This window comes from Nocardia panacis (assembly GCF_003598715.1).
Taxonomy (GTDB): domain Bacteria; phylum Actinomycetota; class Actinomycetes; order Mycobacteriales; family Mycobacteriaceae; genus Nocardia; species Nocardia panacis.
The window spans coordinates 155,714-180,136 of the sequence record NZ_QZFU01000023.1 but is presented as its reverse complement, the minus strand read 5'-3'; the positions used below and the strand labels follow the sequence as shown (position 1 = coordinate 180,136).

Here is a 24,423-nt window from a genome sequence, read left to right as displayed (position 1 = left end):
TTACTCCTAGTGTGTCGCGGGCGGATAGACCGACCGCGCGTACTCGCCGATCCGGTCGATCAGGCGGTCGAAGAACCGCGCCGGATCGGTGCCGACGACAATGTCGGCATTGGGTTCGCGTCCCCACATCCCGGACCAGTCGGCCACGGTGGCGCCCCTGGTGAGGGTGCCCGCCAGTTCGACGTCCACCGTCGCCGGACGGACCCGCGCCAGCTCGTGATCCAGTGCGACCGCCGCCGCGAACGGGTCGTGCATGTGCGCGAGGTAGCCCAGGTCCAGGTGGTGGTGGAAGTCGAAGTAGAAGCGCACCGCGTCCAGGAGGTAGCGCACGATCGGATTGCTCGCCGCCGATCTGGCCCCGGCCGGATCGGACTCCGAAACCCGTTCCACCGGAAGGCTTCCCGCGCGTTCGGCCAGCCGGACCAGGTGGTCGGGACGCATCTCGATGGTCTCGGTGATATCGAGCGCGCACACGATCGGCCGGTTGGCGGCGACCGAGAAGGCGTCGTAGACCTCCTTGGTCGCCTCCGGATCGACATACACATTCCACTCGTTGGTGGGAGTGGTGTTGCCGGGATGGTTGAAGGCGCCGCCCATGATCACCAAACGGCGCAGCAGCCGCGGCAGTTCGGGTTCCAGGCGCAGGGCCAGCGCGAGATTGGTGAGCGGGCCGGTGCACAGTCCGACGATCTCGCCGGGATGCGCCCGCACCCGCTCGACCCAGAGTTCGGCGGCCGACAGGGTTGAGAGGGTGCGGGCGGACGGCGGCAACTCGGCGTAGCCGATGCCGTGCGGACCGTGGGTGTCCTCGGTGGTGCGCAGCGGTATCGCCAGCGGTTCGGCCGCGCCGAGCGCTACCTCGATCTCCGGTGCGCGGCACAGGTCGAGCAGTGCGAGATTGTTCGCCGCGACCTGCGCGGCGGGCACATTGCCCGCGGTGGAGGCGATACCGACGATCTCGGCGTCGGGGGAGGAGAGCAGGTAGAGCAATTCGAGCGAATCATCGATACCCGTATCGATATCCATCATGATCTTCTGCCGCACGGCTCGACTTTAATGGTTCGGGCGTGCGGTTCAGTAGGTGGGCAGTACGTAGTCGTCGGTCTTGCCGAAGAACATCTTGGCCACCAGCGGCCGCAGCGGTTTGGCCATCATGATCTTGATGGTCAGCCGCATCATCTTCAAGCCGAACGCCGAATCGGGGAGCATCCGCGACAGACCGCCGCCCGGAATCTCCTGTGCCTTCTCGAGGAATGGCCGGAGTTGCTGCTCGTGCCTGGCCAGCGCGCCGGTGAGGTCGTCGGGGGTGGCGGCGATCTCACCCGCCAGGACGTAGGCGCCGACGATCGCCATGGCGGTGCCCATTCCGGTCATCGGCGATCCGCAGTATCCGGCGTCGCCGAGCATGACGACCCGACCTTTGCTCAGTGTCGGGAGATCCACCCTGGCCAGGATATCGAAGTAGAAGTCGTCCGCGCGGTCCATGGCGGCCACCACGGTCTCGGCGTGCCAGCCCGCGCCCGTCAGATGGTCGCGAATGCGCTGCTTCTGTGCCGCGGGATCCCGGCGCAGCGCCGGATCTTCCGGAATGCGCAGCGAGATGATGGCCTTGCAGGTGTCCGGGTCGTAGTCGGGGCGAATGCCGAAGTTGGCCTTGGGCACGGTGCGCAGCGCCATCCAGCCCGGCTTGATGTCCGACGGCGTGGGGAGGGTGAAGAAGGAGATGTATCCGCCGAGGTAGGTGCGGAACTGCTCCTCCGGACCGAAGACGAGGGCGCGGGTGGTCGAGTGCAGCCCGTCCGCGCCGATGACGAGGTCGAAGCGCTCGGTGCCGCCGGAGGCGAAGGTGACGTCCACCCCCGAATCGTCCTGGCGCAGGTCGGTGATCCAGTCGCCGTAGCGGTAGTCGAGCCAACCGTCCGCGGCCTCGGCCACCGCGTCCAACAGGACCTGGTTGAGGTCGCCGCGGCTGATCTCGATATCGGCGATGGGACCTTTGCCGTCGAACATCTCGACGGGCATGACACCGAATTCGCGCCCCTGCGCGTCGACGTGGGCGAAGCCGAGTTCGTGCAGTTGGGTCTTGCGGATACCCGCCATCAGGCCCATGCGCTCGGCCACCTCGCGGCTGGCGCCGCGCAGGTCGACCGCTTGGCCGCCGGGGCGCGGTGCGGCGGCGCGTTCGAGGACGGTCGTCCGGATGCCGGCCCGAAGTAGTTGCAGCGCAACGGCATTGCCCGCGATTCCGCCGCCGGAGACCAGGATGTGGATGTCGTGACCGGTGGTGCCCATGATGTGTTCCCCTCGGGATGGATCGAATGTCTTAGACAAATGTGCCACACGGTTGGCACATTTGTCTAGTACAAATGTCTGAGACGTTGTAACCTGGAGAGATGGGAAATCGAGAGGATCTATTGGCGGGGGCGCGCAAGGTCATCGTGGAGCGCGGCCTGGCCAAGGCGACGGCCCGTGATATCGCGGCGGCGGCGGGGGTGAGCCTGGCGGCGATCGGCTATCACTTCGGCTCCAAGGAGGCGTTGCTCACCGAGGCACTGGCCATGTCGCTGGGCAATGCCATCGGCGACGGGATGGATGCGCTGATCCTCGAATCGACCGGCGAATCCCCGATGGCGGGGTTCGCGCATCTATGGAACGGCATGTCGAAGGTCTTCGCCGACAACCGCGACTTCATGATGGCGAGCCTGGAGAATATGGTCCGGGTGGCGCGCTCGCCCGAGGAGCAACGCTTTTTCGTCGAGGCGCTGCCGGAGGTCTACGCCGGTCTCGCGACAGGTTTACGACAGGCGCATCCGCGGCTCGACGCCGAACAAGCCCACGCCATCGCCCAGCTGTACTGGGTGATGGTGCAGGGTCTGGGAGTGCTGTCGGCCATCTTGCCGGGGGCCGAGGTGGCCGATGGTGATCGATTGGCCGAAGCCGTCGCGGCACTGAATGACGTGTCCGACGAGTGAGGGACGGCTCCGCGCCGGTATATTCGCCCGGCGCAGGATGCTCCGGCTCAACGAGTGGGAACCAACCAGGCCGGGGCGCTCGAACCATAGGCCGGTGCGGGCCAGGCGTAATCCGGATACTCCGCGAGCGCGGGCGCCGCGGTGACGGTACCACCGTGGCGGACCGTATCGGCCGGATCCGGCCGGGCGGCGGGCGGATGGTCGACCGCGCGCCCCGGTGCGGCCAACAGCCAGGACGCGGTGCGCGCCAAGGACACTCGCACATCGCGGCCGTGACCGTCGCGCGCGCGGGCCACCAGCGCGTCGATGACACCCGCGGCGAGCAGATATCCGGTGGCGTGATCGAGAACCTGCGCGGGCAGCGCACCCGGTACGGCGGGCGCGCCCTCGATGATCGAAATCCCGCTCGCCGCCTGGACGATGCTGTCGAAACCGCGTCGCCCGCCCCACGGACCGACCTCACCCCATGCGCTGACCCGACCGTGCACCAGACCGGGATGCGCGGCGGCGCTGACCCCCGTCAGCGCGCCGGGACGATACCCGGTGATCAGCACGTCGGCGGCGGCGAGTAGTTCGTGGAAAACCTGCCACTGCGCGTAGAGGTCCAGGCGCAGCGACCGCTTGCCCTGGCACATATCCGCGTACAGCGCCGGAAGCTCCGGCAGCAGCGGCGGATCGATGCGCAGCACATCCGCGCCGAGCAGTGCCAGCGCCCTGGTGGTGACCGGACCGGCGAGCACCCTGGTCAGATCAAGGACGCGCACGCCGCGCAGCGGTTGCAGCGGTGCGGCATCCAGGGACAGCCCCGCCCCGGTGTCACGGTCGGCGCGGGCGTGCATGGCGACCAGCGGTCCGGCGGCCGCGATTCGCCCCTCCGGACTCTCGGCCCACTCCCGCTCGGTGCGCACCCGCACCGCGACCGCGCCGCACGCGGCGGCCGCGTCCTCGATATCGCCCGCGCGGCGCATGGCCAAGGCCGCCTCGGCGTATTCCAGCGGTGCGTCGGCGGGCAGTTCGAGCGCGGCCAGCAGCCGAGCCCGGTGGTGCGGGTAGTTGGCGTGGGTGCGCACCCATCCGTCGAAGGTGGGAAAGAATCCGGACAGCTCCGCGAACGAGGACTGCGCCCTGTTGTCGAGGCGCAGCAGGTGGTCACTGGCGAAGGAGGCGTTGATGCGCGCCGGGTCGATGCGGTGGGCGACCGGGTGCAGTCCGCGCGCGGTCCTGATACGGTTGCTCGCCGCGGTGAACGCGGCGACCGAACCCGCGGCCAAGGCCCAAACCGGTAGCGTCGCAGCTAAGTTGGCGCCCGGATCGGGTGCCGGGGCAATACCGGATGGAGCGAGGCCGATTCCCGCTTCGTAGTCGTGGACCAGCCATTGGTGCGCGTTCACCCGACCGAGAGTAGTTGTTTCCCGACAGGAGGGAGTCAGACGTGAGCACCACCATCGGCGCGGGCACGTGGCTGCGTGTGCTGCGGGAGGTCGCGACCCCGAGGGACCAGTTGGTGTGCTTCCCGCCCGCAGGTGCTTCGGTGCACGCCTACCGGGATCTGGCGCGGCGCTTCGGGCCGGGTATCGCGGTGGCGGCCGTCCAATATCCCGGTAGGCAGGACCGATTGGGAGAGCAGCCCGTTCCCGATATCGCGATATTGGCCGAACATGTGGCGGGCGAGATCCTGAGTCAGGGGTCCGTCGAGCGGCTGGCCCTATTCGGTCACAGCATGGGGGCGACGGTCGCCTTCGAGACCGCTCGGCGACTGGAGCGGGCGGGCCAGTCGGTGACGCGCCTGTTCGTGTCCGGGCGCATCGCGCCGCCCGTGCACCACACCGGTCGACTGCACCTGGGGTCGGACGCGGCCTTGATCGGCGATCTGGAGCGGCTGGCCAACGATCCGGCCACCGTATCCATCCTGCGCGACGAGCCGAGCCTTGCCGAACTGGTGCTGCCCGCCGTGCGCGCCGACTACCAAGCTGTGGAAACGTATGTGTACCAGGAGGGTTCGCCGCTGAGATGCCCGATCTCGGCCCTGGTGAGCACCGAGGACCCCACGGTCACCGAGGCGCAGACCCGCGACTGGAGCGAACACACCGCCGCCGAATTCGACCTGCGAACCTTCCCCGGCCGTCACTTCTACCTGGAGGAAAAGGGTCGCGCCGTCGCGGATTTCGTCACCCGACAACTCGGGTAGTCGGGTGCGGGTGGGCGTTGATCCGGCGCTGCCGCAACCAGATCCAACCCACCCACGAGATCCCGACCAGCACGGCGACCACTACCCGCACCACGCCGAGCAGATGCTCCGGATAGAGCACCCCGGTGATGTAGTGGGCGATGAACCCGCTCGGCGGCAACCCGGCCTCGCCCGCGCGATGCCTGGCCCAGTTCTCCAGATACGTCAGCGGACAGTCGAGCCCGAACAGCACCGTGCCGAAACCCCACCCCGCCGCGAGCACGTGCAGCCACAGGGTGCGCGGCCAGCGCCACGCCAGATATCCGCCGACCACCACATACGCCACGAAGGCGAAATGCGCCGCCGCGACGGCGTCGGCCATCAGCCGAAACAGCACACCATCAGGTTAGACCCCTACCACTGCGCGGCCCGGTAATCCTTGAGGAAGCAGCCGAAAATGTCGGTTCCGTTCTCGCCCTGGACAATCGGGTCGTACACCCTGGCCGCGCCGTCGACCAGATCGAGCGGGGCATGGAATCCGGCCTCGGCCAGTCGGATCTTGGTGTAGTGCGGGCGCTCGTCGGTGATCCAGCCGGTATCCACGGCCGTCATCAGGATGCCGTCGGCCTCGAACATCTCGCGCGCACTGGTGCGGGTGAGCATATTCAGCGCGGCCTTGGCCATATTGGTGTGCGGATGGCCCGCACCCTTGTAGGCCCTGGCGAACTGCCCCTCCATCGCCGACACGTTCACGATGTACTTGCGCCGGGCCGCCGCCGCGGCCAGCGCCGGACGCAGTCGCGAGACCAGGATGAACGGCGCGACCGAATTGCACAGTTGCACCTCGAGCAGTTCGGTGGGATCGACCTCCGCGACGGTCTGCACCCAACTGTTGGTGTGCGCGAGATCGGGCACCAGCCCGCCCGCGTCGATCGCGACACCGCGCGAAATCCGTTCCGGCGCGGCCGATCCCGCCACCAGGGCGAGTTCGGCGACCGCCTGTGGGGTCAGCGCGGGCGTCAGCGAGGCGGTGAGCGCGGCGGGGTGGGCCTGCGAGGTTTTCCCGAAGGTGACCAATTCGGGCAGCGTGCCCGCGGGCAGCGGCGCGGATTCCGCGTCGACCAGCGCGCTGTACGCACCGGGGGAGCGGCGCACGGTCTGGGCGGCATTGTTGATCAGGATATCGAGCGGCCCCTGCGCGGCCACATCATCGGCCAAGGCCACCACCTGCGCCGGGTCGCGCAGATCGATGCCGACCACGCGCAGCCGGTGCAGCCAGTCTGCGCTGTCGTCCATGGCGGTGAAGCGGCGGATGGCGTCGTGCGGGAAACGGGTGGTGATGGTGGTGTGCGCCCCGTCGCGCAGCAGCCGCAGCGCGATGTACATGCCGATCTTGGCGCGACCGCCGGTGAGCAGCGCTCGCCTGCCGGTGAGGTCGGTGCGGGCATCGCGTTTGGCGTGGCTGCTCGCCGCGCACTGCGGGCACAGTTGGTGGTAGAACGCGTCGACGGTGTTGTAGTGCTGTTTGCAGATGTAGCAGGCGCGCGACCGGATCAGCGTGCCCGCGCTCGCGCCCTCGGCGGTCGAGGCGAGCCGGATCCCCGCCGTCTCGTCATCGATGCGGGTGGGCGAACCCGTGGCTGTCGCGGCGACCACGGCCCGATCCGCGTCGGCTACCTTGTCGCGTCGTTCGATGCGCCTGCGGCGCTTGAGCTGCTTGAACATATGGCCGACGGCGCGCTGCACGGCCACCGAATCGGGATGATCCTTGTCCAACTCGCCTGCCAGGTCGAGCACCCGCAGGCAGGTGGCGAGCTCATCGGGGTCGATCGTGGTCTCGGCCATCGGAACCGGTGTCATCCTTCGCTGAACAGGTATTCGAACCCGTCCATTGTGGCAAACCCCCGGCGGGCGCCTTTTCAGGCGGGTCGAATCGAGGCCCGATCGGCGCGCAGGTCGTCGATGAAGTTGGCCAGCGCCTCGGCCACCAGCAGCGGTTCGGTGACGGGCAGCCAATGGTCGGCGGGGACCGCGCGCCGCCACAACCGGTCGACCCAGCGACCGGAACAGTCGTAGGCCGCGGCGGGCACCAGCGCGTCGGCCGTATCGACCAGTATCTGCACCGGGACGGCGGTGCGGCGCAGGCGCGGGCTGCGCAGGTGATGGGTCAGATTGACCGCCGCGATGCGGACGCCCGCGACGGCGTCGGCGCGCCAGGTGGGTGCGATACGCGCCGGGACGGGCGCGCTGCCGCCGACCTGCTCCAGCAGCAGAGCCCGCAGCCGCGGTGTGCAGAATCGGCGCGCCACCGCCGCGCCGGGGGTGAGCGCCGCGCGGGCGAGCCCGTACCAGGCGACCGGATCGGTGGCGGCGCGTCGCGCGTGCGGCGCCAGCGCGCGCAGCCACAGCCCGACGTGATCGAGGTTCGGCCCGGAAATGGCGGTGTAGGAGGCGATTCGGGTACTCGCGCGGGGATCGCAGACCGCCTCCCACAGCTGCACCGCGCCCCAGCCGTGGCCGCAGGCGTGCACCGGCCGGTGCGGGCTGGCGGCATCGATGACGGTGAAGAAGTCGGCGGCCAGATGGTCGAGTCGGTAGGCGGCCGGATCGGGTGCGGAGCCGGAGCGTCCGTGGCCGCGCACGTCGTAGCAGATGACCCGGAATCCGTCGGACAGCAGCGCCGCGACCGTGGCCCACACCCGGTGGGTGTCGGTGAGCCCGTGCACCAGCACGAGCGGTTCGCCCGCGGGGTCGCCCCATTCGTAGACGGCGATGCGCCCGCCCGCGCCGCGCACCGTCGAGTGCCGGTGCGGGCGGGGGAGTTCCGCGTCGGGGGGTGGGTCCAGCGGTTCGGTCATGGGGTGCCTCGGTGTGGGACGGACGGCCCGGTGCCGCTCATACGCCGGTACCGATAGTACGGCGCGGCGCCTGCTGTGCCTATCTCGCGCGAATCACGTTGCGGCGCAGATTCTTCCGTAGCCGTCGGGGTAGCGGCGACTAGTTGTTGACAATATGCCAATAGTGCGCGACGCTGAGGCCAATCCGGCGACGGGCCGGTGGGCGAGAGGAGCGGACCGATGGCACGCCGGGCGTGGAGCGATACCGAGGTCGAGATGCTGCGCAACCTGACGCGCGATTTCTTCCTGCGGGAGGTGATGCCGCACGAGGCGGAGTTCGTCGCCCAGGGCCATCCGGATCGCGGCCTCTACAACCGTGCGGGCGAGCTGGGCCTGCTGTGTGCGGCCATCCCGACCGAATACGGCGGTGGTGGCGGCACTTTCGCGCATGAGGCGGCCATCATCGAGGCGCAGGCGCGGTCCGGGGACGGTTCGCTCGGCATGCCCGTGCACAGTTCCATCATCGCGCCCTACCTGCATACCTTCGGCTCCGAGGAGCTCAAGCAGCGGGTGCTGCCGCAGGCCGCCAGTGGGGAAGTGGTGCTGTCCATCGGCATGACCGAACCCGGCACCGGTTCGGATCTGCAGAACATCAAGACCCGCGCGGTGCGCGAGGGCGACGAATACGTCATCACCGGCTCCAAGATCTTCATCACCAACGGCTGGTTGTGCGACGGCATCCTCATCGCCGCCAAGACCGATCCGGACCGGGGTGCGGCGGGCGTATCCCTGTTGTACGCCGAAGTCGGCCCGGACACACCGGGTTTCACCCGCGGCCGCATCCTCGACAAGATCGGCGGCAAGGCCCAGGACACGGCCGAACTGTTCTTCGACGGCCTGCGGGTGCCCGCGGCCAACCTGCTCGGCCCCACCGAAGGGCAGGGCTTCTATCAGATGATGACGATGCTGGCCCAGGAGCGGCTGGTCACCGCCATCATGGCGGTCAGCATGATGGAACGCGCCGTCGAGTTGACCATCGAGTACACCAAGGGCCGCGAGGCATTCGGCAAACCGCTGTTCGCCATGCAGAACACGAAATTCGAACTCGCGGAATGCGCGACGCTGGCTGAAGTCGGTCGCACCTTCCTCGACGACTGCATCATCAAACACCTCAACGGCGGCCTCGATATTCCCACCGCCGCGATGGCCAAGTACTGGCTCACCGATCAACTCGGTATCGTGGTCGACCGCTGCCTGCAACTGTTCGGCGGCTACGGCTATATGACGGAGTACCCCATTTCCCAGCTGTACACCGGCGCGCGCGTACTGCGCATCCTGGCCGGAACCAACGAGGTGATGAAGGATCTCATTGCCCGATCTCTTTGAAACCGCGTCCGATGCCGCCGCGCCCGATCCGGCGGGGCGGCCGCGCAAGCGGCTCGAACCCGACCAGCGGCGCGCGCAGATCCTCGAACGCGCCATCGAGATGTTCGGCGAGCGACCGTACGCGGCGGTGTCCACCGCCGAACTCGCGCAGCGGGCCGGGGTGGCGCGCGGCCTGATCAACCACTATTTCGGCAATAAGCGCGATCTGTACCTGGCGGTGGTGCGCCGCATGGTGACCCTGCCCAAACTCGATCGTATGGTCGTGCCCACCGGCACCGACCGCGAGCGGGTCGAGGCGACGGTGCGCTGGCTGCTCGACACCATCGCCGAGCACGGCGGCACCTGGGTCAAGGTGACCAGCCACGAAGGCGTCGGCGACGATCCACAGGTGCAGCGGATCCTCGACGCCGCCGATGACGCGGCGGCCGAAAGGCTGCTGCTCATGGTCGGTCGGTCCGGATCGGCACACGGTGCGCAATTGCGCGCGGTGGTGCGCGCCTATGGCGGCATGGTGAAAGTGGCCGGGCGGGAATGGATCACGCGGGGCACGCTCACCCGCGAACAGGTCCATACGCTGCTGTCGGATCTGCTGCTGACCGTGATCACCGAATCGCTGCCGAAGATGGATCACTGAACGAATGGCGGCGGCGAGTGCGATTTCGCACTCGCCGCAGCGCCATTGGTGAATAGGGCCTACCCGAGTTCGCGAGCGCGTCGCGAGGCGAGGGATTTCTCGGCCCGGTAGCGCAGCGGCCGCATATGCCCCGGCGCGTGCCCGAGCCTGCCGATCCGGCGTTCGATCACTTCCGCGCGCCGATGCTCGACCAGTAGCGCCCCGATGCCGCCGATCCACAGCGCCGCCGTGACCAGCGCCCCCACCTCGGTCCAGCCGTCGAAGCCGTAGCCCGCGGCGGTGAGCGTGCAGGCCAGGCCGACGACGCCCAAGGCGCACAGCACGATTCCCGGCACGTTGTAGTTGTCGCCGAGCAGATCGCCCGCCTGCGCGTGCCAGGGACGCGACGAATTGGCATTGCCGAACATGGATCCTCCTCGGGGAGCGGGGACATGATCAGTTATTCCATTTCGACATCAGCATTGTCCTCGGATGCGGAAATGGCGAGCATTTGTTCAGGGTTGGATGGTTTTTGTCGATGTCCGCGCCGAACGCCCTTATTGTGGGTCGGGAAGCGGGCGGATGTGTGGGTCCGGGGTTCCTGCGTGGTGTGGATGTGAAAGGGACCTGGCAATGGCACGGACCGAACGCGGGGCTACCGAGCGCTGGCCGGAGGTCGCCCCGCGCGGGCGCGACTGGGAGTCCGAGGAATGGGAGGAGCCGCAGCGCGCGCCGATCGTCAATCCGTACGCGATTATCGCGCTGGTCGCGGCGCTGCTCGGATTATTCCCGGTGGCACTGGTTTTCGGACTCGTCTCGTTCAGCCATCCGCGCGGGCGCGGACTGGCCGTCTTCGCGCTGCTGATCGGTCTGCTCGAGGTGGCGGCGCTGGTCGGATTCGTGGTCCTCGGCGGAAACGGCCTGCGGGATCTGGTCAATCGCACCGATCGCGCGCAGACCGCGCCCGCGACGGCGCCGCAGGCGGTGCGTACGCCCGCGATCGTGCCGCCGACCACCAGCGCCGCCGCGAGCAGCACCCCGGTCGTCGCCGAAGCGGGCACACCCGCCAAGGGGCAGGTCTGCGCGGAGAATCAGGTCGGGTTGATCGGCACCGCGGGTGACGGCGGCACGCTGATCTGCCTGTTCAAATCCGGTGTCAATGGCGGCTACCGCTGGGCCGGTCCCTATACCGTGGCGGGCGGTGTGCAGCAGACCGGAACCAGTTGCGATCCCACGGGCCAGAAGTCGGCGCGCACCACCGATGGCAAAGCGCTGGTCTGCGAGGGGCAGGGGCGCAATGCCATGTGGGTGCCTTGGACAGAGTGAGCCCGAAAAGGCCAGGGGTATCCAGTGAATCCGCTGCTCACTCCGCCTTTTTCGCACGGCTGGGCTGCACGCGGGGCGGTTCATTGGGCATCTTCGGATACTGCGGCGGCCACGGCGCGTCCATGAGTCCGGCGGCCATATCGCGCTCGGACATCTCCAGCAGCGGCGCGATGGACTGTGCGACCCGATCCGCCCACGGATCGCCCAGCGCCCCCAGCCGGGCGGGCACGGTGGCCATCGTCAACTCCTCCGGGACGACCGCCGCCAACTCGTCCCAGTCGATCGGCGTGGAAACCTGCGCGCCCACCTTCGGTCGCACGCACCACGCGCCGAAAACCGTCTTGTGCGGGGCGTTCTGATTGAAGTCGATGAACACGCGCGAGCCGCGCTGCTCCTTCCACCACTGCGCGGTGATCTGTTCGGGATGGCGCCGCTCGAGTTCGCGGGCCAGTGCCACCGCGGCGGCCCGCACCTGGTAGCCGTCCCATTTCGGTGCCAGCGCCACGTAGATGTGCAGCCCGCGCGAACCCGAGGTCTTGATCCGCGATTCGATGCCCAACTCCGCGAACAACTCTCGGGTGAGCACGGCGGCGCGTTTGAGTTCCGGCAGGCCGATGCCGGGGGAGGGGTCCAGGTCGATGCGCAGTTCGTCGGCGATGGTCAGATCGGGAATGTGATTGGGCCACACGTGGAATCCGAGGCAGCCCTGATTCACCGCCCACAGGATGTGGGCCAGGTCGTGGGCCACCAGCGCGTCGCTGGTGGTGCCGTTGGGGGTGGACACCTCCACTGTCCGCAGCCAGTCGGGCGCGGATTTGGGCACCCGCTTCTGGAACCAGGATTTGCCGGAGGCCCCGTCGGGATAGCGTTCGAGCAGCAGCGGCCGGTCGCGCACCACGCCCAGGAATGGCTCGGCCACCGCCCGGTAGTAGTGGACCAGGTCGAGTTTGGTCTCGCCGCGCTTGGTGAAGTAGACCTTGTCGGGATTGCTGATGGTGAGCACCCGGCCATCGACCTCGATGTCCACCGCCGCGCTCATTTGTGGGCCTCGGCGAACAGGGTGCTCAGCTCGGCCGGGGCGACCTCGTCCAATTGGGCGTAGGTGCACGACCGCGGGGTGCGGTCGGGCCGGAAGCGGACCAGCCTGCCGCCGTGGCGCAGCCGACCGGACTGCACATGCTCGTAGCGCACCTCGGCGACCAGTTCGGGGCGCAGCGCCTCCCACGAGAGATCCTTGCCGCCGGTCCACCGGCTGACCCCGCCGGGCATCTTGCCCTCGGCCTTGGCCTGGGCGGCGGCATCTGCCCATTCGCGCCACGGATGATCGGCCGATGCGTTGTCGCGCAACGGTTTCAGCTCCTCGACCAGTTCGCGGCGGCGGGCCGCGGTGAAACTGCTGGCCACTCCCACATGATGCAGCCTGCCCTCGTCGTCGAACAGGCCCAGCAGCAGCGAACCGACACCCTCGCCGTCCTTGTGCCAGCGGAAACCCGCGACCACACAGTCGGCGGTGCGCTCGTGCTTGACCTTGAGCATGACCCGCTTGTCCTGCAGGTACGCCAGATCGTTGGCCTTGACCATGACACCGTCGAAGCCCGCACCCTCGAACCGGGTGAACCAGTCCTGCGCCACATCGGGATCCTGCGTGGTCGGCGTGAGATGCACCCGCGCGGGGGTGGTGTCGAGCACCTGCTCCAGCAATCGCCGTCGCTGCAGGAACGGTTCGCCCGTCAGGTCCCGATCGCCCAGAGCCAGCAGATCGAACGCCACGAAACTCGCCGGTGTCTCGACCGCGAGTTTGTTGACCCGCGACGCTGCGGGATGCAACCGATTCTGCAGGGTGTCGAAATCCAGTCCGCCCGCGGTGACGACCACGATTTCCCCGTCGACCACGCATTTGTCGGGCAGTGCCGACTTCAGCATTTCGGCGACCTCCGGAAAATACCGGGTGAGCGGTCTGTCATTGCGGGAACCGAGTTCGACTTCGTCGCCGTCGCGAAATACCACGCAGCGGAAGCCATCCCATTTCGGTTCATAACTCAGACCCGGTTCGCGTGGCACCGCGGGCGCGGATTTGGCCAGCATCGGTCGGACGGGCGGGGGCACGGGTAGGTCCACGCGATCCTCCTTCGGAACATCTCACCGGGATGGACGCCGTGTGCGGCATCGATTCATCGGTGCGTTTCGAAGTGATCGTAGGCGCGGCCCCCGACAGGTTCGTGAATTCGCTGCGAACTAGCCGTCGAGCCAGCCGTGCTGTTCGGCGAAGGCGGTGAGTCGGTCGCGAATCGTGAGGATCTCACCCGCCGTGAGCGCCGGACTGGCATCCAGCAACAATTCGGTGATCAGCCGCTTGTGTTCGCCTGCCGATAGCTGACTCTTGTCTTTTTTGTGCCGTGTGGCGGGCACCGGGGGCTGGCCCGCCACAATGCTCAGATTGACCGCCTTGGGTCCCCGATCACCCTCGGTGACATCGAATTCGAACATCCGCCCCTGGCGCAGCTCGTCCTCGTCCAACCCGATGTCGTTCACATGGACGAACACATCGGGCCCACCATCTTCCGGCCGAATGAATCCGAATCCCCGAGAGCTGTCGAACGACACCAATTTCCCGATGGACACCAAACCCCGCTCCTCGTCGCCGTCGCTACCCGGCCACTGTAGCCCGCGCTATCTCCGCTGTCGGAGGAAAGCGCCATTTGAGGTGTCCCGTTGCCGGTATGGCGCTACTACGATGCCCATTTCCCGCGCACGCCTTCGAAGACGTTCGCGGCCGGATCGGCGGTGATCTGATCGGAATCGGTGTCGTAGTCGTAGAGTTCGGCGTAGCGACCCCAGTCGATGGCCAGATCGAGTTGACGGCGCGCGTCCTCGGGGGAGAAGCCGCGCCGCAGCAGATCCAGGAAGAAACCCGCGCGCAGCGACCCGTCCTTACTGCCCGCCAACCCCTTGCAGATGGTGCGCACCAGCGGGGCGCGGTGGCGGGCCTGTTCGGCGAAGATCTGCTTGGACTCCTGGATATCGGCGGTGACGAAGGCGCCACCGATCTCGGTGAGGATGAGATCACCGGATTCGACGGTGATGAAACCGAGCATGGCGGCCGCGTCGACCAGTGGCAGCAGGTCGTCGATCTCGAAATTGAGTTCATCGGCGATATCGGGCAGATCGGCCCGGCCGCCATTGGCGTAGACGAGTTCCACCAGACCGGCCAGACCGCCGACGGTGGCCTCGGGCAGCGGCCGCGCGGTGGGCGTGGCCAGATCCGGTGCGGGCGCGGCCGGTTGGGTGTCGCGGCCGGTGAGCAGGCCGTAGATCTGATCGACCAGCGCTTCGAACCAGGGGGCGCGCCGATCGCGCGGCCGGGTCTGCGGCACCGCGACCTCGGCGATGATGCGGCCCGGATTGGAGCCGAGCACCAGCACCCGGTCGGCCAACTGCACCGCCTCCTCGATGTTGTGCGTCACCACGCAGATCGACTTGGTGGGGAAATCGTCTGTGCCCCACAGGTTCACCAGTTCGGTGCGCAGATTCTCGGCGGTGAGCACATCGAGCGCGGAGAACGGCTCGTCCATGAGCAGCAGATCCGGTTCGAGCACCAGCGCCCGCGCGAAGCCGACGCGCTGGCGCATACCGCCGGAAAGTTCCTTGGGGTAGGCGCTCTCGAAGCCGTCGAGGCCGATCATATCGATGGCCGCCAGCGCCCGCCGGTGCCGCTCGGCGGGCGGCACATTGCGCGCGGCCAAGCCGAGTTCCACATTGTCCTGCACGCTCAGCCACGGCATCAGCGCGAAGGACTGGAAGACCAGCGCCGCACCGGGATTGGCGCCATTGAGTTCGCGGCCCCGGTAGCGCACCGACCCGCTCGACGGCGCGATGAGTCCGGCGATGATGCGCAGCAGCGTGGACTTGCCCGATCCGGAGCGGCCCAGCAGCGCCACGATCTCCCCGCTGCGCAATTGCAGGTCGATCCCGTCGAGCACCCGCAGGTCGTCGCCCGCCGCACCGGTGAAATGCTTGCCGACATCGGCGATGTCGAGCAGGACCTCGCCGGTGGTCGTGGTGTTCGCGGTCATGACTGAGCTCCTGTCGTGCGGATGGGCGTGCCGTTCACAGCGAGTACCGCCGCTCGGCGAGCGCGTAGAGCCTGCGCCAGAACAATCGGTTGATGCCGACCACGAACACGCTCATCACCAGCACACCGATCAGGATGCGCGGCGCATCGCCCGCCGAGGTGGCCTGTTTGATGTACGCGCCCAGACCGGCCGCGACCAGGGTGGTCGAGCCGTAGTCGACCACCTCGGCGACGATGGAGGCGTTCCACGCCCCACCCGCCGCGGTGATCCCGCCGGTGACGTAGCTGGGGAAGATGGCGGGCAGAATCAGCCTGCGCCACCACAGTTTTCGCGGTAGTTGCAGATTGGCGGCGGCCTCGCGCAGATCGTTGGGCACCGCGCTGGCCCCGGCGATGACATTGAACAGGATGTACCACTGCGCGCCCAGCGCCATGAGCAGGATGCTGGCCCAGTTCAGGCTTGCTCCGCTCCAGACCAGCACCGCTGTGACCAGCGGGAACAGGAAGTTGGCCGGGAAGCTGGCCAGTACCTGCACCACCGGCTGCGCGAGCCGGGACACTTTGGGGTTCAGGCCGATCCATACGCCGATCGGGACCCAGACGATGGTGGCCACGATCAGCAGCGCCACCACCCGCAGCAGGGTGAGCAGGCCGAGGCCGAAGGCGTGCGCCACCTCCCCGAAGCCCGCCGTGTCGTTGATGTAGGTGACGACGCGGTACGCGCCCCAGGCGAGGAAGATCGCCACCACCACCGCGAAGACGATATCGCCCGCCCGGCGCCGGGTGGACGAGCTGTGCAGCGGATGCTCGGCCAGCCCGAAGACGCTCATGGCCCGGTCGATCGGCGCGACCAGCGGTCCGAACACCTTGCCGAGCAGATCGGGAATGTTGGAGCGGCGCAACAGGTTCAGCACCACGCTGCGCGGCGCCTCGGCCGCCTCGGACTCCTCCACCCTGAACCGCTCCGCCCACGCGGTGAGCGGACGCCAGAACAGGAAGTTCACCCCCACGACCATGACGATCATGACGCCGATGGCGATGAAGACCTTGCCCAGATCCTTGTCACCGGTCGCGGTCGCCACGTAGGAGCCGATACCGGGCAGCGCGAACTGATGGTTGTTCACGCTGATCGCCTCGGAGGCCACCAGGAAGAACCAGCCCCCGCCGAAACTCATCATTCCGTTCCAGACCAGCGGGATCATGCCGCTGGGCGCGTCCACCCGCCAGAACCGCTGCCAGCGCGACAGCCGCAGGTTGCGGGCGGCCTCATCCAGTTCGCGCGGCTGGGAGACCAGGCTGTGGTAGAAGGCGAAGGTCATATTCCACGCCTGCGAGGTGAAGATCGCGAAGATCGATGCGCACTCCAGACCCAGTTGCGAACCGGGGAACAGCGCGATGAATCCGGTGACGGTGATGGAAAGGAAGCCGAGGATGGGCACCGACTGGAGGATGTCGAGCGCTGGCAGCAGGACCGCGCGCGCCCGCCGCAACCGGGCCGCCGCCGTCGCGTAGAGGAAGGTGAACAGGATCGAGGCGGCCAGCGCCGCGAACATGCGCAGCAGCGAGCGCGCCGCGTAGTAGGGGAGTTCGGCCGGATCGGTGGAGACCGTCGCGGGGGCGGCGTTCACGTCGAAGGGCACATTCGCCCCGGCCGAGACCCGCACGATCAGGAAGATGAGCACCGCCGCGCCCGCGAAGACCAGCGCGTCGGCCACGCGCGCCTTCGGGCGGTCCAGCACATCGCGGGAGGGGAATGAGCGCAGCAGTGTCATGACTGCGCCTCGTCCGCGCCGACCGAGATATGCCAGCCGACGCTGGTCACCGACGGTTCCAGGCTCAACCTGCTCACCGCCGACTCCATCTGCCGGTCGTCGCGCTGGTCGCCGACCAGTTCGGCCCGCACCTCGACCCGACCCGGTGTGCCGGAATTCGCGCTGGACACCGAGGTCAACCGGAAATCGGTGCGGGTCAGCGCCTGCACCAGCAGGGCACGCACATGCGCCTCGTTCTCATCGTTGGTCACCGCGACGAAGACATACGACGCGGCCTGCTCCTCGACCGATTCGGGATGTCGGTCGACGGCGCGGCCCGCGGCGCGCAGCGCGATGTTCACCGCGACCACCGCGACCGTCCCCGCCAGCGCCGTGGTGAGCATGCCCGCGCCCGCGAGCGCGCCCACCGCCGCCGAACACCACAGCGTGGCAGCGGTATTGAGTCCGCGCACATTCAAACCGTCGCGAATGATCACACCCGCGCCGAGAAAACCGATACCGGAGACGATTTGAGCCGCCACCCTGGTCGGGTCGGCGCTGTTGCCTTCGAATCCATTGGCCGACAACAGCACGAACAGCGTGGCCCCGGCGGCGACGAGCGCGTTGGTGCGCAGGCCCGCACCCCTGGATCGGTACTGCCGTTCGAATCCGATCACGGTGCCGAGTCCGACGCCCGCGAGTAGGCGGACCACCATTTCCAGTGTTGTCATGACGCTCTCTCTCGACCGACCGGCGCACCGTCAGATCAGCAGATTACGGGCCGATCGGTCCGCAGTCGCCTGCTCACAGCTCTCACCGGGTGAATTATTGGCGAACAGGGTCCCGCGTCGAGTGGAGATGGCCGCTCTCCTCGTAAGACCTTTGGCACTGCACGGCGTGAACCCGAGGAATTCGGGAGCCAATCGGGGTCACCCCTTAAGCCGGGGAGACCTGTCCTGACCCGGGGCGTCTCTCGACGTTCGGGGTCGCTGGCCTGTATCCGTGCAGGAGCCTCAGCGAACGATGAGCACCCTGCTGCGGCAAGTAAACACCCGGACGGTCGAGGGGGCAAGTCGGAGATATCGGGTGACCGAAAAATAATGTGGTGGTTGGGCGAAGATCAGGATTCGATTCGGTATAGCGTGCGATACGCGGCGAGCGCCGCGACCAGGTGGTCCACGATCTGCTCTCGACTGGCCCGCAACGAACCATTGAGCCAGGCCGCGAACATGCCGGCATTGCCCGCCGCCATGGTGAGCGCGGCCAGTCTGCGCCGCACCGGATCCTCGATCCTGGCGAACAGATGGTCCTGCAGCACCCTGGTGAAAACCGGCATGACCGCGATGGTGGTCTGTCCGAGGCCGGTGCTCGAATACGGTTCGACCAGGAACAGCCGGGATTTGCGCGGATCGGCCAGCACCTTGTCCACCAGCGCCTCGGACAGCGCGCGATCGGCGGTGGGGTCCTCGGTGGCCGCGAAGGCCGTCATCGGGGCCAGGAATTCCTCGGCCACCTGCCGATACAGCGCGTCCAGCAGTTCGTCGCGACTGATGAAGCTCTCGTAGAAATAGCGGTCGGTGAGGTTGGCGCGGCGGCAGACCGCGCGCATGGTGACCCCGGCCGCACCCGCCTCACCGATCAGATCCAGGGCGGCCTCGAGCAGCGCGGCGCGACGGGCGCGCTTGCGCTCGGGGAGGGTGGTCCCGCCCCAGATCCGCGCCCCCGCATCGTCGGTGGAATCCTGACCTGTCCGCACGGGCATACAGTAGTGGGTCTGTAGTCGATCGCCCGCTCATCGGGGGTGTTCGATCGCCCGCTCAGCGGGAAGCAGTCAAACGCCCCGCTCGAGCGGCAGACCGGCCGCCCGCCACGCGGCGATCCCGCCCGCCAGGGTCGCCGCCTCGTAGTCGGCGCGCCGGGCCAGCGCGGCGAAGCGGGTCGACAATTCACCGACCGGGCAGACGAAGACCACCGGTCGCGAGATCGGGAAGGGCACGCCGTGGACGAACATCTCGTCCAGTTGGTCGTCGCGGATATTGAGGGCGCCCGGAATGTGGCCGATGCGGTACGCCATCGAACCTCGGGTGTCCACGATGGTCGGGCGGCCGACGCGATCGAGTTCGGCCAACTCCAGCGGCGCCAGGCGCGGCGCGGCGGCGAGTTCGTCGGCCGTGGGGGCGGTGCGCCGCTCGGTCCCGCCGAACAGTTCCGGCCTGCGCTTCTTGATATAGGACAGGTACGGTTCGAGCCGGTCGCACACGATGAATACCGCGACGAGCGGATCCTCCGGGTCGCGGGATGAGAGATCCAGCGCGCCGAGGGTTTCCAAGGCGGCGGCATAGCTCGCGCCGCTGGTCGGACCGGCCAGCACGCCGTAGCCGGTGGCCAGCGCCAAGGTGGCCTCGATCGCGTGTCCGGCCTCGATGCTCACGATCCTGTCGTAGAAGTCGGGCTGGAACAGGCCCACCTCCCACATCTCGTGTTCGGAGCGAATACCGGGGATGAAGTCCGAACGCTCGGAAACCACCGCGATCGTGCGCAATTCGGGATTCTGCTCGCGCAGGTAACCGGCCGCGCCGCGAGTGGACCCGGTGGTGCCCAGCCCGCCGATGAGATAGTCGACGCGCGGCAGGTCCTCGTGGATCTCGCGGCCGGTGCCCTCGTAGTGCGCCGCGACATTCTTCTCGTTGGTGTACTGCGACGGATGATGGTACGCGCCGGGACTTTTCGCGAGCGTCGCCTCGATCACCGAGTACACGTCGTTGGGCGTGGTCGGGTCCGGACATTCGGAAAGCCCCGGCAACTCCACGATTTCGGTGCCGAGCAGCAGCAGCAGATCGCGCACCTCGGCCACTTTGATCCGATTGGTCACCGCGCGCAGACCGATGCCCGCGGGCGCGCCGAGCAGCCGCAGCGCCTTGGCGGTATTGCCGCTGGACGCCTCGATGAACGTGCGACCCTCGGCCCGGATCTCGGGCAGTTCGTCGCGGATCATGCCCCAGGCCACCCGGTCCTTGACCGAGCCGAAGGGGTTGTGCGACTCCAGCTTCGCGTACAGCTCGACACCGGCCAGCCCGTGCACGCGCGGATCGAGGCGCAGCAGGGGTGTGCCGCCGATCAATTCGGTGATGTGGTCGTAGCGCATCACGGGCCTCGATACTCGGAGGGGGCGATTCGATGGGGCGGCGGGAGTCGGGGCAGGCGGCGCGGCGGCGGCAGACCGACCGGAATGAGCGGTTCGTAGTCGTGGTCGCGATAGACCTGGAAACTGCCCGCCCGATGTGCCACCGCCAGTTTCGGCGGCGGGGGATGCATACTCGCCGAGGCGGCCGACAGATCCATGTGGTAGGCGGCGGTATTCGGGAATACCACCAGATCGCCCGGTCGCGGACATTCGGCCAACCACACCTTGTGGTTGGTGATCAGATCCCGCTCCAGGCACAGCCTGCCCGCGAAATACACGCCGACGGGCCGGGATTCGCGCACCGGCTCCAGCACCGGGAAGGTGTCCCCGGCACGCAGCGGCGCGCGCCGCCCCGAGGTCGGCGGTCGATGCGCGCCGCTGGGCAGCACCAGCGGGTCGACCATCACCTCCTGATCGGCCGGGGTCACCGCATCCCGGCTCAGGTCCAGGTTGACCAGCACCGTGCCGTCTTCGAGCTCCTTGGTGAATTCGACTCTGGCCGCGGTGATCCCGGCGTGGTCGACCAGCGATTTGCCCGGCTCCAGCCACAGCTCGAGCAGGTTGTCGGCGGCCACTTGGGCCGCGGTGCGGCCGCCGTGTCGATCCAGCGGCGCGGTGAGCAGGTCCGCGAGCATGGCGGCGGCCGTGACGGTATTGCCGTACTTGTGGAAGACCGGTGTGCCGCGCACCGCCCCGTCCTCGATGTGGTAGCCGAATGTGTTCGCGCCCCAGCTCATCGGCTCGCCGCGGCCGAGCAGCGATTCGCGCAGCGCGTGCACGTATTCGTGGAAACGGTCGGCGTCGGCGGTGAAAACCTGGCGCAGCCCGCCGCCCATATTCAGCACCGTCGGTGTCAGACCCCGCGCGTAGGCGAGTTCGATCAGCTCGAGGCAGGTCTGCCAGGCCCGCAGCCGCTCGGCGGATTCGCCGGAGTCGAGATGGAAGGCGAAGCCGTGGAAGGCGATCCGGCGGCGATGCGCCGACAGCAGATCCAGCGCCTCGTCGATCCGCGCCACCGGCACGCCGAACCTGCTGACCGGTGTGTCCGGGAAACCGGAGACCCTGAGCAGGACCGACACCCTCGCGCGGTCGCCTGCCAGTTCGGTGAGGCGGCGCAACTCCCACAGATTGTCGACATTGACGGTGGCCCCGCAGTCGATGAGATCGCGCAGGAACGATTCGCCCTTCGGCCCGGTGACCTCGATGCGCATCGGTCCGAAACCCGCCCCGACCGCACTGGCCAGTTCGTGTGGGGAGGCCACGTCGATGGCGATACCCGCGTGCTCGGCGGTGCGGACGAAGGCCCTGGATTGATTCGCCTTGTGCGCGTAGCAGATTCGATGTGACGGTGCCAGTCGATCGAGTACGGCGCGCAGCGCGCTCAGATTCTCGGCGAAGACCTGCGGGAAGACCAGGTGCGCGGGTGAACCGAAACGGATCAGCGTGTCTTCGACGGCGCCGGGGGAGTCGAGGAAGGCGCGCACCAGGGGATGGATCTCGGCGGGTAGGGCGGGTGGCGAGTCCGTCATACGGTGCTTTCCGAGGGGTGATGCGGTTTGTCCGCCACCGGGTTGTAGCCGCCGTCGCGGATGGCCTCGAAGGCGCGCGCCCGATTGCGCGGGCTGCGGAACTCGGCGACGACCCGCTTGCTCAGGAGATCGATCTCCCGCACCCGGATGCCCATCGACTCCAACACGCTCGTGATCGTTCGCACGCAGTGTTTGCACGTCATGTCGGGGACGTAGAAGATCTGGTCGTCCGGGTCGGCGGAATCGTCGGACAGCTCGTCGAAATCGACGGGCGCGGACACTATCTCGCATCCGGCGGCGATCTCGACGAACAGCGCGACGAAATGATCGACCACGGCGGGCAGGATGCTGTAGTGTGCCCCGCCGAGATGATGCGGCATGGCGGCCAGACAGGCGGGGCGGGTGCTCGAGGGCAGCAGCGCGTACTGGCGCGAGATCAGATCCAGATCCTCGTGATATTTGGCGATGGCCGCGGCGACGCCGAGCCCTTCGACGCGCAGCGCCCGCCGCATGACGGTGTGCGCCTCGGCGATGGTGGCGTCCTTCATGGCGCGCAGGGTGGCCACCGACTCGGCGGTGTAGCGGACGGTGCCGTCGGGTTGGGTCGCCAGCGTCACCGGGATCATGCCGCGCCGATAGGTGGACGCCTGCAACTCCCAGTACCAGCGGGTGGCGACCGCCGCGAAGATCCCGGATTCGCGCAGGCCCGAGGCGAATTCGGCGGCGCTGCGATAGGGGGTCTGCCTGGCCAGCAGCGCGTGCTGGGCCAGCGCGCGCCCGGCGGCCTCGATGCCGACCCGGAAGATCTCGAGCGGTTCGTGATCGGTGGTGGTGGCCGCCAGCACCGCGTGCTCCCGGTCGCCGAGCGCGCCGATTCGCTGGGTCAGGCCCGTATTGGCGGCCAGCGCGTGCCACAGCGCGAGCACCGTCTCGCGCGCGGCGATGGGCACCAGCGGGCCGAGTCCGTCGGCGCGGTAGTGGCCGGTGTTCGGGATGCCGTCGCCGTCGGTCCAGGTGAGACGGTGTGTCGCGCTGGTGACCTGATACGCGCGGCACGGCCGCATGAACCGCTCGAGATACAGCCGCTGGGACAGGGTGAGATGGCTGTCGGGTTCGGTGCGCAGCGCGGTGGCGGTGTATTCGATCCGACGCGGCCCGCCCGTCTTCGGCGTGGCGAACAGGCCGGGTTCGGCGAGCGCGGCCAGCACCCTGGACGCGCCCCTGCGGTCGTAGCCGGACGCGCCGTCCCGGTTCATCGAGCCTCCCGCGCGATGGTCGCGACACAGGCGACGAACCGGTCGATCTCCTCGGCCGTGTTGTAGATATGGGTGCTGACCCGGATCGCGTCCGGCCCCGGCTCATCGGCCCGATGCGGCAGGCACTGCGCGCCCGCGCGCACCAGGAAGCCGAATTCGCCCAGGACGAAACCCAGATCGGCCGCGGCGATACCTTCGACGGTGAACGAGACGATGCCGTAGCCCACACCGCCTGCCCCGTACGCGGGACCGGGTAGGAAGTCCAGGCCGGGCACCCCGCGCAGACCATCGATGAGCCGCAGCGTGAGATCCCGATTATGTGCGGCGATCTCCTCGACGCCGAATTCGTCGAGCACCTCGAGCGCGCTGCCCAGCGCGAGGATGCCGGGAATGTTGGGCGTCCCGCCCTCGAGCAGTTCCGGCATGCCCGCGCGGATCAGACCCGAATCATCCACCGCGACACCGGAATTACCACCGGGAAGGAATGGGTCCAGCTGTTCGTGCACGCGACGGGCGCAGTACAGCACACCGGTGCCGGGCGCGCCGAACATCTTGTGCCCGGCCAGGATCGCGAAATCGGCCCGCAGCGCCACGACGTCCACCGGGATGTGTCCACCGCTCTGGCTGCAATCGAAGCACAGCAGCACGTGCGGCTCGAGGGCCTCGCGCACCTGCGCCAAAGTGCTGCACGCGCCGAAGACATGGTGCACGTGGCTGACCGTGACGAGCCGGGTGCGCGGGGTGAGCTTGGCGCGAATATCGGCGGTGTCGGCCCGGCCGTCGACCGTGCTCGCGTACGGCACCAGGACGATGTGCCGCCCGAAGCGGGCCAGCAGGCCGCGCAAATGCAGCCAGGGCAGCACATTCGACTCGTGATCGGTTGGGCTGTACAGAATCTCGTCGCCGTCGCGCAGATTCGCCAGACCCCACGACAGCGCGACCGCGTTGAGCGCGGCGGTGGCGCCCCCGGTGAAGACGATCTCGTCGGGATGGGCCGCCCCGAGGAATTCGGCGGTGTGCGCGCGGATCTCGCCGAGCCGCGCGGTGAGTTCGGCCGCCCACGGGTACCCGCCGCGCCCGACATTCGCGGTGCGCGAGCCGTGATAGGCGCGGATGGTCTCGATGACCGGCAGCGGTTTCTGCGTGGTGGCGGCGCTGTCGAGGTACACCTCCGACCCCTCCGCCAGCGCCGGGAACAGCGCGCGCATCGCCGAGATCGAATGGGGCGAAGGCCCATGGACCGCAGCGGAGAGCAGCGCCGCGGATGACCGCAAGACCGCAGAAGACCGCAAGACAACGCTCCCCTCGACAGGACGCGCCAGGATGCGCC

General features: G+C 68.2%; 23 protein-coding genes and 1 riboswitch. Of the genes, 5 read left to right on the top strand and 18 right to left on the bottom strand.

Going from position 1 to position 24,423, the window contains the following annotated elements; translation table 11 throughout:
• Positions 1-6: 6 nt before the first annotated feature.
• Both D5S18_RS19805 and D5S18_RS19800 read right to left on the bottom strand, forming a co-directional pair.
• Complete coding sequence (locus tag D5S18_RS19805) at positions 7-1,044, bottom strand: nucleoside hydrolase (protein ID WP_282434860.1); 1,038 nt, start codon at positions 1,042-1,044, stop codon at positions 7-9.
• 30 nt (positions 1,045-1,074) lie between these two features.
• The gene (locus D5S18_RS19800) at positions 1,075-2,292 is read right to left on the bottom strand and encodes an FAD-dependent monooxygenase (RefSeq protein WP_120042544.1); all 1,218 of its coding nucleotides are present in this window, start codon (positions 2,290-2,292) and stop codon (positions 1,075-1,077) included.
• A 101-nt stretch (positions 2,293-2,393) separates the two neighbouring features.
• Here D5S18_RS19800 and D5S18_RS19795 point away from each other — a divergent pair, with 101 nt between their 5' ends.
• On the top strand, positions 2,394-2,972 hold the full coding sequence (locus tag D5S18_RS19795) for a TetR/AcrR family transcriptional regulator (protein ID WP_120042543.1): 579 nt from the start codon (positions 2,394-2,396) through the stop codon (positions 2,970-2,972).
• 47 nt (positions 2,973-3,019) lie between these two features.
• Here the strand turns inward: D5S18_RS19795 and D5S18_RS19790 are convergent, their stop codons facing one another.
• The gene (locus D5S18_RS19790; protein WP_120042542.1) at positions 3,020-4,363 is read right to left on the bottom strand and encodes a CoA transferase; all 1,344 of its coding nucleotides are present in this window, start codon (positions 4,361-4,363) and stop codon (positions 3,020-3,022) included.
• A gap of 41 nt (positions 4,364-4,404) precedes the next feature.
• Here D5S18_RS19790 and D5S18_RS19785 point away from each other — a divergent pair, with 41 nt between their 5' ends.
• Positions 4,405-5,160, top strand: a complete 756-nt coding sequence (locus D5S18_RS19785; RefSeq protein ID WP_120042541.1) for a thioesterase II family protein — start codon at positions 4,405-4,407, stop codon at positions 5,158-5,160.
• On the opposite strand, the gene D5S18_RS19780 is transcribed toward D5S18_RS19785, so the two are convergent.
• The 3 genes from D5S18_RS19780 to D5S18_RS19770 form a co-directional block, all read right to left on the bottom strand.
• Positions 5,141-5,536, bottom strand: a complete 396-nt coding sequence (locus D5S18_RS19780; protein WP_120042540.1) for a DUF2784 domain-containing protein — start codon at positions 5,534-5,536, stop codon at positions 5,141-5,143. The two genes, D5S18_RS19785 and D5S18_RS19780, sit on opposite strands and share 20 nt — an antisense overlap.
• Positions 5,537-5,553: 17 nt before the next feature.
• Entirely contained in the window at positions 5,554-6,984 is a 1,431-nt protein-coding gene (locus D5S18_RS19775; protein WP_120042539.1) for an SDR family NAD(P)-dependent oxidoreductase, read from the bottom strand.
• A gap of 74 nt (positions 6,985-7,058) precedes the next feature.
• Entirely contained in the window at positions 7,059-7,997 is a 939-nt protein-coding gene (locus D5S18_RS19770; protein ID WP_120042538.1) for an alpha/beta fold hydrolase, read from the bottom strand.
• Between the two features lie 219 nt (positions 7,998-8,216).
• On the opposite strand from D5S18_RS19770, the gene D5S18_RS19765 reads away from it, so the two are divergent.
• A complete protein-coding gene (locus tag D5S18_RS19765) occupies positions 8,217-9,362 on the top strand; it encodes an acyl-CoA dehydrogenase family protein (RefSeq protein ID WP_120042537.1) in 1,146 nt (381 codons plus the stop codon).
• On the top strand, positions 9,346-9,996 hold the full coding sequence (locus tag D5S18_RS19760) for a TetR/AcrR family transcriptional regulator (RefSeq protein ID WP_120042536.1): 651 nt from the start codon (positions 9,346-9,348) through the stop codon (positions 9,994-9,996). The genes D5S18_RS19765 and D5S18_RS19760 overlap by 17 nt, the downstream gene beginning before the upstream one ends.
• Positions 9,997-10,055: 59 nt before the next feature.
• Here D5S18_RS19760 and D5S18_RS19755 read toward each other — a convergent pair whose 3' ends face one another.
• Positions 10,056-10,403 carry a hypothetical protein gene (locus D5S18_RS19755; protein WP_120042535.1) on the bottom strand — a complete coding sequence of 116 codons (348 nt, stop codon included), beginning with the start codon at positions 10,401-10,403 and terminating at the stop codon, positions 10,056-10,058.
• A 205-nt stretch (positions 10,404-10,608) separates the two neighbouring features.
• Between D5S18_RS19755 and D5S18_RS19750 the strand changes: the two genes are divergently transcribed.
• The gene (locus tag D5S18_RS19750; protein WP_120042534.1) at positions 10,609-11,301 is read left to right on the top strand and encodes a DUF4190 domain-containing protein; all 693 of its coding nucleotides are present in this window, start codon (positions 10,609-10,611) and stop codon (positions 11,299-11,301) included.
• A gap of 37 nt (positions 11,302-11,338) precedes the next feature.
• On the opposite strand, the gene ligD is transcribed toward D5S18_RS19750, so the two are convergent.
• The 11 genes from ligD to D5S18_RS19695 form a co-directional block, all read right to left on the bottom strand.
• Positions 11,339-12,340 carry a non-homologous end-joining DNA ligase gene (gene ligD / locus D5S18_RS19745; RefSeq protein ID WP_120042533.1) on the bottom strand — a complete coding sequence of 334 codons (1,002 nt, stop codon included), beginning with the start codon at positions 12,338-12,340 and terminating at the stop codon, positions 11,339-11,341.
• On the bottom strand, positions 12,337-13,419 hold the full coding sequence (locus tag D5S18_RS19740; RefSeq protein ID WP_120042532.1) for an ATP-dependent DNA ligase: 1,083 nt from the start codon (positions 13,417-13,419) through the stop codon (positions 12,337-12,339). Before D5S18_RS19740 ends, ligD begins: the two co-directional genes overlap by 4 nt.
• A 117-nt stretch (positions 13,420-13,536) precedes the next feature.
• Positions 13,537-13,905 carry a cold-shock protein gene (locus tag D5S18_RS19735; RefSeq protein ID WP_120042870.1) on the bottom strand — a complete coding sequence of 123 codons (369 nt, stop codon included), beginning with the start codon at positions 13,903-13,905 and terminating at the stop codon, positions 13,537-13,539.
• Positions 13,906-14,030: 125 nt separating this feature from the next.
• On the bottom strand, positions 14,031-15,374 hold the full coding sequence (locus D5S18_RS19730; RefSeq protein ID WP_120042531.1) for an ABC transporter ATP-binding protein: 1,344 nt from the start codon (positions 15,372-15,374) through the stop codon (positions 14,031-14,033).
• A 34-nt stretch (positions 15,375-15,408) separates the two neighbouring features.
• The gene (locus tag D5S18_RS19725; protein WP_120042530.1) at positions 15,409-17,145 is read right to left on the bottom strand and encodes an ABC transporter permease; all 1,737 of its coding nucleotides are present in this window, start codon (positions 17,143-17,145) and stop codon (positions 15,409-15,411) included.
• The gene (locus D5S18_RS19720) at positions 17,142-17,855 is read right to left on the bottom strand and encodes an MgtC/SapB family protein (RefSeq protein ID WP_120042529.1); all 714 of its coding nucleotides are present in this window, start codon (positions 17,853-17,855) and stop codon (positions 17,142-17,144) included. Before D5S18_RS19720 ends, D5S18_RS19725 begins: the two co-directional genes overlap by 4 nt.
• 130 nt (positions 17,856-17,985) lie before the next feature.
• Positions 17,986-18,156, bottom strand: a riboswitch (M-box (ykoK) riboswitch).
• Between the two features lie 88 nt (positions 18,157-18,244).
• Positions 18,245-18,880: a TetR/AcrR family transcriptional regulator gene (locus D5S18_RS19715; protein WP_120042869.1), complete on the bottom strand. Its 636-nt coding sequence runs from the start codon at positions 18,878-18,880 to the stop codon at positions 18,245-18,247.
• A 75-nt stretch (positions 18,881-18,955) separates the two neighbouring features.
• The gene (locus D5S18_RS19710; protein ID WP_120042528.1) at positions 18,956-20,269 is read right to left on the bottom strand and encodes a pyridoxal-phosphate dependent enzyme; all 1,314 of its coding nucleotides are present in this window, start codon (positions 20,267-20,269) and stop codon (positions 18,956-18,958) included.
• Positions 20,269-21,837, bottom strand: coding sequence for an alanine racemase (locus D5S18_RS19705; RefSeq protein WP_120042527.1), 1,569 nt, complete (start codon positions 21,835-21,837; stop codon positions 20,269-20,271). The genes D5S18_RS19710 and D5S18_RS19705 overlap by 1 nt, the downstream gene beginning before the upstream one ends.
• Positions 21,834-23,093, bottom strand: coding sequence for a heavy-metal-associated domain-containing protein (locus tag D5S18_RS19700; RefSeq protein WP_120042526.1), 1,260 nt, complete (start codon positions 23,091-23,093; stop codon positions 21,834-21,836). The genes D5S18_RS19705 and D5S18_RS19700 overlap by 4 nt, the downstream gene beginning before the upstream one ends.
• The gene (locus D5S18_RS19695) at positions 23,090-24,301 is read right to left on the bottom strand and encodes an aminotransferase class V-fold PLP-dependent enzyme (RefSeq protein ID WP_120042525.1); all 1,212 of its coding nucleotides are present in this window, start codon (positions 24,299-24,301) and stop codon (positions 23,090-23,092) included. The genes D5S18_RS19700 and D5S18_RS19695 overlap by 4 nt, the downstream gene beginning before the upstream one ends.
• Between the last annotated feature and the right edge of the window lie 122 nt (positions 24,302-24,423).

What these genes read in the sequence shown, in the direction of transcription:
- D5S18_RS19795 (WP_120042543.1), top strand. Translation starts at nt 2,394, where the DNA reads ATGGGAAATCGAGAGGATCTATTGGCGGGGGCGCGCAAGGTCATCGTG.
- D5S18_RS19695 (WP_120042525.1), bottom strand. Translation starts at nt 24,301, where the DNA reads ATGCGCGCGCTGTTCCCGGCGCTGGCGGAGGGGTCGGAGGTGTACCTC.
- D5S18_RS19765 (WP_120042537.1), top strand. Translation starts at nt 8,217, where the DNA reads ATGGCACGCCGGGCGTGGAGCGATACCGAGGTCGAGATGCTGCGCAAC.
- ligD (WP_120042533.1), bottom strand. Translation starts at nt 12,340, where the DNA reads ATGAGCGCGGCGGTGGACATCGAGGTCGATGGCCGGGTGCTCACCATC.
- D5S18_RS19700 (WP_120042526.1), bottom strand. Translation starts at nt 23,093, where the DNA reads ATGAACCGGGACGGCGCGTCCGGCTACGACCGCAGGGGCGCGTCCAGG.
- D5S18_RS19775 (WP_120042539.1), bottom strand. Translation starts at nt 6,984, where the DNA reads ATGGCCGAGACCACGATCGACCCCGATGAGCTCGCCACCTGCCTGCGG.
- D5S18_RS19770 (WP_120042538.1), bottom strand. Translation starts at nt 7,997, where the DNA reads ATGACCGAACCGCTGGACCCACCCCCCGACGCGGAACTCCCCCGCCCG.
- D5S18_RS19730 (WP_120042531.1), bottom strand. Translation starts at nt 15,374, where the DNA reads ATGACCGCGAACACCACGACCACCGGCGAGGTCCTGCTCGACATCGCC.
- D5S18_RS19800 (WP_120042544.1), bottom strand. Translation starts at nt 2,292, where the DNA reads ATGGGCACCACCGGTCACGACATCCACATCCTGGTCTCCGGCGGCGGA.
- D5S18_RS19750 (WP_120042534.1), top strand. Translation starts at nt 10,609, where the DNA reads ATGGCACGGACCGAACGCGGGGCTACCGAGCGCTGGCCGGAGGTCGCC.
- D5S18_RS19755 (WP_120042535.1), bottom strand. Translation starts at nt 10,403, where the DNA reads ATGTTCGGCAATGCCAATTCGTCGCGTCCCTGGCACGCGCAGGCGGGC.
- D5S18_RS19720 (WP_120042529.1), bottom strand. Translation starts at nt 17,855, where the DNA reads ATGACAACACTGGAAATGGTGGTCCGCCTACTCGCGGGCGTCGGACTC.
- D5S18_RS19705 (WP_120042527.1), bottom strand. Translation starts at nt 21,837, where the DNA reads ATGACGGACTCGCCACCCGCCCTACCCGCCGAGATCCATCCCCTGGTG.
- D5S18_RS19710 (WP_120042528.1), bottom strand. Translation starts at nt 20,269, where the DNA reads ATGCGCTACGACCACATCACCGAATTGATCGGCGGCACACCCCTGCTG.
- D5S18_RS19725 (WP_120042530.1), bottom strand. Translation starts at nt 17,145, where the DNA reads ATGACACTGCTGCGCTCATTCCCCTCCCGCGATGTGCTGGACCGCCCG.